This is a genomic window from Pediococcus argentinicus, from assembly GCF_001437605.1.
Lineage (GTDB): Bacteria > Bacillota > Bacilli > Lactobacillales > Lactobacillaceae > Pediococcus > Pediococcus argentinicus.
The window spans coordinates 1-9,609 of record NZ_JQCQ01000045.1 but is presented as its reverse complement, the minus strand read 5'-3'; the positions used below and the strand labels follow the sequence as shown (position 1 = coordinate 9,609).

Genomic DNA, 9,609 nt, shown 5'->3' with positions numbered 1-9,609 from the left:
GCTATTTTTTATCTTTCTGTTTTAGCTATTTTTTATCTTTCTGTTTTAGATTGCTCTTTCTTCTGAAACTAACATCAAATGGCCCTGACATCTACTACAAACATATCGTTTAGTATCAATGTGTCGACGTCGAATATAAGACTGTCCACACCTTTGACAAACATACTCTAGTTTTAATTTTGAACGGATATGTGTTTGCGTATTAAATGGAGCATATCGTAATCCCCCCACCTGCAACAACAATTGTTTAAAATGAGGATTTTGATGACTTGGTTTCTCACCACTTAAATGAACGAAGTAATGAACTAGTTCATGTTTAATTACGCCTTCTAAAGTATCCATTCCAAAATCACTCAACATTAAAGGATTGATATCAATATGATGATCATTCAAATGGTAACGTCCACCCGTTGTTCTTAAACGTTTATTAAAGTAAGCCTGATGTCTAAATGGACGATGAAAACTATCTAAAGCAATCCGTTCTACTAATCTTTGTAATTCTGTATCCGTCAATCTTTTTCTCCGTTAATCCTTTTTAACCATTGTTAATTGAATTCGATGCCGGTTCTCGTCCACGCTTTCAACCCAAACAGTTACAATATCACCAACTGAAACAACTTCACTAGGCTTTTTAATAAATCGATTGGTTAATTTTGAAATGTGTACTAAACCATCCTGTTTAACACCGATATCCACAAATGCGCCGAAGTCGACTACGTTTCGAACAGTACCTTGAAGTTCCATCCCCGGTTTCAAATCTTCCATTGTTAGAACGTCTGAACGAAGTAATGGAGCCGGCATTTCATCACGTAAGTCACGACCTGGCTTTTGTAAGTCACTGATGATATCAGTCAGTGTTTCTGTTCCAACACCCAACTTATCAGCTAACTCGCTAATGTTAACTTGTTTTAGTGTTGCATTCGTTTCCGGCGTACCAATATCTGAAGTCTTAAGTCCTAACTCAGTCAAAATCTGTTTAACTGTTGCATAACTTTCTGGATGAATATCAGTATTATCCAGTACATTTTTACCATCAACGATTCTCAAGAAACCAACCGCCTGTTCAAATGCTTTCGGTCCTAAACGTGGCACCTTTTTAAGTTGGTTACGTGCATCATACCGACCATTTTCATCCCTAAAATTAACAATGTTTTGAGCTGTGGTTTTGGTTAATCCTGAAATGTGAGTTAATAACTCTGGACTAGCGGTGTTCAAATTAACACCAACCTGATTTACTGCTGTTTCAACAACGGTATCCAATTGCTCGGTCAAATCTTTTTGTGGCAAATCATGTTGGTACTGACCAACACCAACTGCTTGCGGGTCAATTTTAATTAATTCCGCCAGTGGATCTTGTAGTCGGCGACCAATACTAATAGCACTCCGTTCTTCAACATGTAATTCTGGGAATGCTTCTCGAGCAGCCTTACTTGCTGAATAAACTGAGGCCCCAGCTTCGTTAACGATCACATAGTAAATATTACGATCAATCTTCTTTAATACATCTGCTACAAATTCTTCTGACTCACGGCTAGCTGTTCCATTCCCAATCGCAATCATTTCAACCTGATATTTATTTAGAAAATCAGTAAATTGTTGAGCAGCTGCGGCACGTTTATTAGCTGGAGCTGGTTTATGAGGGTAAATAACTAATTTATCTAGAAATTTACCGTTTTGATCGACAACGGCTAACTTACAACCAGTTCTGTAAGCTGGATCGAATCCAAGGACAACTTTTCCCTTCAAGGGTGCCTGCATCAACAAGTGATACAGATTTTCACCAAACACTTCAATCGCTTGGTCACTAGCCTGCTCGTTTAACTCACCACGAAGTTCACGTTCAATTGCGGGACCGATAAAACGTTTGTATGCATCTTGATATGCTTCTTCTACAACTGAAACTGATTCTCCAGCGTGTGATCCAATAATTCTAAAATGAAGGAAACGGTCAATTCCGTCTGTATTAACCTCAATTTTTGCACGAAGTATTTTTTCTTTCTCACCACGATTAATTGCTAAGACCTGGTGAGAGGCTAGTTTATTTAGTCGTTCATTAAAATCGTAATATAACTTATAAGTTCCGTTTTCATCGAGTTCTTCACCTTTTGATTTAACAGTTGATGTTAATTGACCGTTATTACGAGTGAATTTTCGAATCCATTCTCTGAAATCAGCATTATCACCAAAGGCTTCAGCTAGAATCTCATGCACACCTTCTAAAACACTATCAGTATCTGGTAGGTCATCGTCCGGTTTAATATATTTTTCGGCTTCAGCGGTTAGTCCGGCATTATGAAATTCCAATACCCATTTTGCAAGTGGTTCTAACCCTTGTTCTTTGGCAATTGTAGCTTTAGTACGACGCTTTTGTTTATATGGAAGATACAAATCTTCGACTGTTTGTAATACGTCGGCATTTTCAATGGCCTTTTGTAGTTCAGGAGTTAGTTTTTCTTGTTCACCGATAATCTTAATTACATCAGCTTTACGTTTTTCGAGCGTTTCAACTTGATGGTAAGTACTTTGAATATCGCGAATTTGAACTTCATCTAAACTATGCGTCCGTTCTTTTCGATAACGAGCAATAAAAGGAACGGTATTACCTTCTTCCAGTAACTCTAAGGTAGCCTTGATTTGATTAGCTTGGTATCCAGATAGTTGTTTCTTAACAATTTGAAATACTTTTTCTTCCACGAAATGACGCTCCTTTAATTAAATGCACACTTAAACGACCAAAGACCTGTGACAAGTTAGTCTTGTACACAGGTCTGGTTTGAAAATTTTAAATAAGATTATCATAGTAGCATATTCATGATTCGCGTTAAAGCACTAGTAACCTTTTCCATATCTTGTTCTTGATCAGCTTCGGATTGATTGAACTTCTGTTCATTAACCGTTTGTTTTTCAGGATCAACGGCGTCCACCATGTCCTGACAAGCACTTGTATAGTTCTTAAAAGCTGATTGAAATTGGCGATGCTTTCCAATTAGCTGAACTGGTGCCTGCGCTTTTTGGATAATATCCTCACATTTACGATAAGCATCAGTCGCAATTTGAAAATGATCTTTAATTTCTGATAATTTATCAGTTCCTAATTCAGAAACTTTATTGTTTTTCAAAGCTTCTTTTAGTTGTTGGAAGAATGGATCAACTTGATCACCTGTCTTTTCAACAATATCTGTTACTGTTGTAATCGAATTAGCATACTTTTGAATATTGTTAGTTCGCATCTTATCTACTCCTCTTTCATTCTGCGTTTAATTATACCGCATGAAAGAATTTTCGTTGAACAAATTTCACAATTTCAACAATTACAACCATTGAAACTGATGATGCTAAAACAATTAACCATTGGAAACCGTCTAAATGAGAAACGTGGAAAATATCATTTAAGCCCGGCACAATAATTGTTAATGCCAATAGAGCAAATGAAATTACAATTGACCAATTAAAGAACTTATTCTTCAGTGTTGTTGCACTAAAGATTGATCCATGAATTGATTTGGAGTTAAAGGCATGGAACAATTGAATCAATCCTAATGTTGCAAAGGCCATCGTCAAAGCGTCGGCATGGACTAATTGACTGCCTGAATGAACAGGGAAAGCTAAGGCCATCGCGTAAACAAATAGAGTGATAGCTCCCTCTAAGAGTCCTTGGTAGATAATATTGCTTGAGACTCCACCAGACAGGAAGCTCGCCGATTTGCCACGTGGCTTTTGTTGCATAGAATTCTTTTCAGCCGGTTCAAGTCCTAATGCAATCGCGGGGAACGTATCAGTTACCAAATTAATCCATAGGATATGGACTGGTGCTAAAATCTGCCATCCCATCATTGTCATTACAAATAGGGTTAAAACTTCACCTAAGTTAGCTGACAAGAGGTATTGAATTGCTTTTTGGATATTAGCAAATACTTTTCGTCCTTCTTCAACAGCAACTACAATAGTTGAAAAGTTATCGTCGGCCAGAATCATATCACTAGCACCCTTAGAAACTTCAGTACCAGTAATTCCCATTGCAACACCAATATCTGCTTGTTTAAGTGAAGGTGCATCATTAACACCATCACCAGTCATTGCAACAATCTTACCTTTTTTCTGCCAAGCGTTCACAATTCGAACTTTATGTTCTGGGGCCACACGAGCATAGACCGAATATTGGTTAACTCGTTTAGCCAACTCATCATCACTCATTGAATCAAGTTCGGCACCAGTAATGACAGCCGTATTCATTTCTTCATCCGTAATCATGCCCAAACGTTTTGCAATCGCACCGGCAGTATCGCGGTGATCACCAGTAATCATCAACGGACGAATACCAGCTTCTTGTGCTTCTTTGACGGCTTGTGAAACTTCTGGTCGTTCCGGATCAATCATTCCAATTAAACCAGCAAAAATTAAATCTTTTTCAACTGCTTCACTAGTTAATTCAGTTGGAACTTCATCCAAAATTTGGTAAGCAAAACCTAAAACACGAATCGCTTTAGTTGCTAAATGATGGTTAGTATCTTGAATTAACTTAATTTCAGCATCATCCATTGGTGAAACCTCACCAGCAACATCAAAGCTAGTTGTTCGTTTTAATAACTCATCTGGTGCACCTTTCACTGTTAGCAAATACTTACCGTTTCCTAAATCATTGACGGTCGACATCAATTTACGCTCTGAATCGAAAGGCACTTCTGCTAAACGTGGTAATTTAGCAATTACATCGTCAGAACTGTACTGTTGACCATCATTAAATGAAATCAAAGCTGTTTCAGTTGGATCACCAACCAAACCGTCGTCCGTTTTCTTCGTATCATTATTTAAAATCATTAAATCAAATAAACGATGATTAGCAGTTAAATCTGCTGGTTTCACAGTTCCCGCATCTTGCAGTTGATTATCAATGAATACTTTTTCAACTGTCATTTTATTTTGGGTTAAGGTACCAGTTTTATCAGAGGCAATAATATCAGTGCTTCCAAGTGTTTCAACAGCTGGTAACTTCCGAATAATCGCATGACGTTTAGCCATTCGTTGAGTACCTAAAGCCAGTGTGATGGTAACGATTGCTGGTAAACCTTCTGGAATCGCAGCAACCGCTAATGAAATAGCAGTTAAGAACATGTTAATTAATGATTCTTGTCCACGTACCATTCCGACTGCAAATACAATCACAGCAATAATCAGGATTAGCACTGTTAAAGTTTTACTTAAACGAGCTAAGTTCTGCTGCAACGGCGTCGTTGTTTCTTCTGCATTGTTAATCAAGTCAGCGATTCGACCAACTTCAGTCTTCATACCAGTTCCAACAACGACCCCTTCACCACGACCAAATGTAACGTTACTGTTCATAAAGGCCATGTTTTTACGATCACCCAAGGCTGGGTTTTCTTCATCAATCGTATCAATCTTTTTAATAACTGGAACTGACTCACCAGTTAAGGCTGCTTCTTCCATTTTAAGAGAAGCTGATTCAGTTAACCGCAAGTCTGCTGGGACAATGTCGCCTGCTTCAAGCAGAACGATATCACCTGGGACAATATCTTCACTCTTAATTGTGACGACTTTGCCATCTCGTTTAACATGTGCTTGAGGAGCTGATAATTCCTGCAAAGCATCAATTGCCTCTTCTGCTTTTGATTCTTGGAAAACACCAAAGACCGCATTTAAAATCACAACCATAAAGATGATTAAAGCATCAACACCTTCACCAACGAAAACAGAAATTAACGCGGCAATCATCAAGACTATAATCATTAAATCTTTAAATTGAGCAATAAACTTTTGTAATAAGGTTGTTTTCCCTTTGGTTGTTAAAGTATTTTTACCGTATTGTTCGGTGCGTTTTTCCACTTCAGTATTGGACAAGCCTTCACGGGTGACCTTTAAATCATCTAATACTTCTTGACTGGGTTGACTCCAAAATTTATCTTTCATGTTTCCTCCTTATGTTATAAAAAAAGACCCATGTGCAACGAGTTTCCCCGCTACACATGAGTCTCACTAAATTAAGATAACACCAGATTTTTTCTTGCTGATGATGTTACCGCAGTTAAACTGCAAGTTACTCCCTCATGTCTACTCTTATCATTATAATGATAAGTAAAACAAAATACAACCCTTAAGTAATAATTAATCAAAAACCGTGTAAGGCAATGAACGTTTATGTGCCGTCTTAACGTACCAGTTTTCAATTCGTTCTGCTGATTTTTCATCAATGTCTTGGCCTTCAAGGTAGTTATCGATATCATCGTATGTGACACCAAGTGCTACTTCATCAGGCAAAGCTGGACGATCATCTTCAAGGTCGGCCGTTGGAACCTTTTCATATAATTCAACTGGTGCATTCAATTCCTTTAATAGAGATTTACCTTGTCGCTTATCCAAACGCCATAGCGGGGTAATATCAGCTCCACCATCACCAAACTTAGTATAGAAACCAGTAACGGCTTCAGCAGCATGGTCTGTTCCAATCACAACACCTTCATGGTTACCAGCCACTCCGTATTGAGCAATCATACGTTCACGGGCTTTGATATTTCCCTTGTTGAAGTCTGAAATTGTTAGGTTGTTACCTTCTAAAGCCTTAACCATTGCATCAGCAGCTGGTTTAATATCAACTCGATAAACAACGTCAGCACCCATAAAATCAATAGCCTTCATCGCGTCTGATTCATCTGATTGAACGCCATATGGTAAACGAACAGCGATAAATTGGTAACGAGTGTCACCAGTTTCCTTACGCAATTCTTTCACTGCAATTTCTGATAATGCTCCGGCAAGCGTTGAATCTTGTCCACCAGAAATTCCTAAGACCAATGAACGTAATCCAGGATGCTTGATTAAGTAATTTTTCAAGTAGTCAACACTACGTCTGATTTCAGCTTTCGGATCAATAGTTGGTTGAACTTTTAAAGCCGTAATAATTTCTTTTTGTAATTCTCTCATTTTATTCACCCTACTCGCTAAATTTTAATTCATTAACATACTCACGCACTTCTTTGATGATATTCATCTTGTTATCGTAGCAACGTTGCGATAAATCAACAGGATATTCCTGTGGATTCAAGTCACGTTTATACTCATCCCATAATAGGTCCAAACTATTACGTGAGAAGTGCTTAATTTCATCCAAACTTGGACGGTCATACACTAATTTGCCATCTTCAAAAATGGTTTGTAATAGTGGACGGGCTTCAAAATCACTAACAATCTTGTTGATATACGTGAAATTAGGATGGAACATATATAATGAATCATCTTTGCGAGGATCTTCATCAAATAAAGTAATGTAGTCCCCTTCGGATTTACCATCAGACTTACGTGTAATTCGCCAAATTTGCTTTTTGCCAGGCGTCGAAACCTTTTCTGCATTGTTGGACAACTTGATAGTATCCAACATTTTACCATCACGTTCAATCGAAACCATCTTATAAACAGCACCTAAAGCTGGTTGGTCATAGGCCGTAATAAGCTTTGTACCAACACCCCAAACTTCAATCTTAGCGCCTTGCATTTTAAGGTTTTGAATTGTTTTTTCATCTAAATCGTTGGAAGCATAAATCTTAGCATCTGGGAATCCAGCTTCATCCAACTGTTCACGAACACGCTTTGAAATATAAGCCATATCACCACTATCAATTCGAACACCTAAGAAATTGATCTTATCGCCCATTTCTTTAGCAACACGAATGGCATTTGGCACACCACTACGAAGTGTATCAAACGTATCAACTAGGAAGACACAGTCGCGATGCGTTGTGGCATAAGCTTTGAACGCTTCATAATCATTCATATAATACTGAACAAGGGCATGGGCATGCGTTCCACTAATTGGAATATTAAATAATTTTCCAGCACGAACGTTACTTGTAGCATCAAAGCCACCAATATAGGCAGCACGAGTTCCCCAGAGGGCGGCATCCATTTCTTGAGCACGACGAGTACCAAATTCGAGTAACTTGTCAGATCCAACCACTGATTTAATTCGAGATGCTTTCGTGGCAATCAAGGTTTGGTAATTAACCACATTTAACAAAGCCGTTTCGATTAACTGACAATCGGCTAAAGGACCTTCGACTTGAATAATAGGTTCGTTGTTAAATACTAAATCACCTTCACTGACCGAACGAATCGTGCCCGAAAAATGAAAGTTTTCAAGATACTTCAAAAATTCTTCAGTGTATCCTGTTGCTTCGCGAAGATATTCAATATCGCTCTTTGAAAAATGGAGTCCTTGAACATAATCGATAATGCGTTCGAGTCCAGCAAAAATTGCATAACCACTGTCAAATGGCATTTTACGGAAGAATACTTCAAAAACTGCATGTTTGTTTTGAATTCCTTCCTGCCAATATGTCTGAATCATATTCAGCTGATATGCATCAGTATGAAGTGTTAAGCTGTCATCTGGAAACTTTTTAACCATGATGATTTGTGCTCCTCATTTTTTTAATGTTTAATATAGGTAATAGTTACTATCCAATTTTATCATTTATCGGTGAAAGCGCAATTTAAACCAATATTTCGTGATCGGAGAATCAAAAATGACATTCAAACACGCCAATATTTTAGGATATTCTTTCATTAATACTACTTTTGACAAATTCATGGACCAAATTAAAAATGATTCCACTCAACATCAGAATCGCTTTATCATCACAGCCAATCCCGAAATCGTGATGTATGCACGTAAGCATCCTGATTATCAAAAATTAGTACAAACCGCTGATTACCTAACACCCGATGGAATTGGAATTGTGAAAGCTTCCCAAACATTAGGTGATCCAATTCCTGATCGAATTACTGGATTTGATATTTTTAACAACCTTCTAGAATGGGGTAATGATAATCAAAAATCTGTGTATCTATTGGGTAGTAAACCAGAAGTAATTCAAAAAACTGTTCAAAAAATCCAGACCGATTATCCTGATTTAAAAATTGCCGGTTTCCATGATGGTTACTTTAAGGATGATGCACCAATTATTACAGAAATTGAAAATACCAAACCAGACTTCGTATTTGTCGCAACTGGTTTCCCCAAGCAGGAAGAATTCATTACTACTAATCGGCACATCTCTGACAGCATTTGGATGGGCGTTGGTGGTAGTTTTGATGTTTACTCCGGTACAGTTAAACGTGCGCCTACATTCTGGCAAGAACACCATTTAGAATGGTTTTACCGTCTAATTACCGATCCTAAACGGTTAAAACGTCAGTTAGTGATTCCACAATTTATGTGGGTTGTCTGGCGATCAAAAAAATAGCATATTAAAGGGCTCAGAAAAAAAATTAATTTCTGAGCCCTTTTTGAATATTATTACTTAAATTAAAGATATTTTGACTCTTTTACCCAAAGCATTAGCGATTTGAGATAGCTTTTCAAAAGAGACATTGTCTCCTCTTTCTATTCTTGCAATTGTTGCTTGTGTTGTGTGCGCACGTTCTGCCAAATCAGCTTGAGTTAGTCCAGCTTCTTCACGTGCCTTATATAGAGCAATAGCTGTATCCAACTTTTCACTTTCTTTTTCAAACCCACGTGCAAATTCTGGATCTTTCATTTCTTCTTCAAGTAATTTATCTATTTTCATTGTCGTACCACTCCTCGTATATTTAAAATAT

Annotated in this window: 8 protein-coding genes; 1 reads left to right on the top strand and 7 read right to left on the bottom strand. The window is 37.7% G+C overall.

Going from position 1 to position 9,609, the window contains the following annotated elements:
• Positions 1-45 precede the first annotated feature (45 nt).
• The 6 genes from IV88_RS08300 to IV88_RS08275 all read right to left on the bottom strand — a co-directional run bounded on the left by IV88_RS08300 (position 46) and on the right by IV88_RS08275 (position 8,416).
• Positions 46-513, bottom strand: a complete 468-nt coding sequence (locus IV88_RS08300; protein WP_057800438.1) for a SprT family protein — start codon at positions 511-513, stop codon at positions 46-48.
• Positions 514-525: 12 nt separating this feature from the next.
• Positions 526-2,694: a Tex family protein gene (locus IV88_RS08295; RefSeq protein ID WP_057800437.1), complete on the bottom strand. Its 2,169-nt coding sequence runs from the start codon at positions 2,692-2,694 to the stop codon at positions 526-528.
• Positions 2,695-2,795: 101 nt separating this feature from the next.
• Entirely contained in the window at positions 2,796-3,230 is a 435-nt protein-coding gene (locus IV88_RS08290; protein ID WP_057800436.1) for a hypothetical protein, read from the bottom strand.
• Positions 3,231-3,261: 31 nt separating this feature from the next.
• Positions 3,262-5,925 carry a cation-translocating P-type ATPase gene (locus tag IV88_RS08285; RefSeq protein WP_057800435.1) on the bottom strand — a complete coding sequence of 888 codons (2,664 nt, stop codon included), beginning with the start codon at positions 5,923-5,925 and terminating at the stop codon, positions 3,262-3,264.
• A 195-nt stretch (positions 5,926-6,120) separates the two neighbouring features.
• Positions 6,121-6,936 carry an ammonia-dependent NAD(+) synthetase gene (nadE, locus tag IV88_RS08280; RefSeq protein WP_057800434.1) on the bottom strand — a complete coding sequence of 272 codons (816 nt, stop codon included), beginning with the start codon at positions 6,934-6,936 and terminating at the stop codon, positions 6,121-6,123.
• Positions 6,937-6,946: 10 nt separating this feature from the next.
• Positions 6,947-8,416: a nicotinate phosphoribosyltransferase gene (locus IV88_RS08275; protein ID WP_057800433.1), complete on the bottom strand. Its 1,470-nt coding sequence runs from the start codon at positions 8,414-8,416 to the stop codon at positions 6,947-6,949.
• Positions 8,417-8,534: 118 nt separating this feature from the next.
• On the opposite strand from IV88_RS08275, the gene IV88_RS08270 reads away from it, so the two are divergent.
• Positions 8,535-9,254: a WecB/TagA/CpsF family glycosyltransferase gene (locus IV88_RS08270; RefSeq protein ID WP_057800432.1), complete on the top strand. Its 720-nt coding sequence runs from the start codon at positions 8,535-8,537 to the stop codon at positions 9,252-9,254.
• A gap of 57 nt (positions 9,255-9,311) precedes the next feature.
• On the opposite strand, the gene IV88_RS08265 is transcribed toward IV88_RS08270, so the two are convergent.
• Positions 9,312-9,578 carry a helix-turn-helix domain-containing protein gene (locus tag IV88_RS08265; protein ID WP_057800431.1) on the bottom strand — a complete coding sequence of 89 codons (267 nt, stop codon included), beginning with the start codon at positions 9,576-9,578 and terminating at the stop codon, positions 9,312-9,314.
• Between the last annotated feature and the right edge of the window lie 31 nt (positions 9,579-9,609).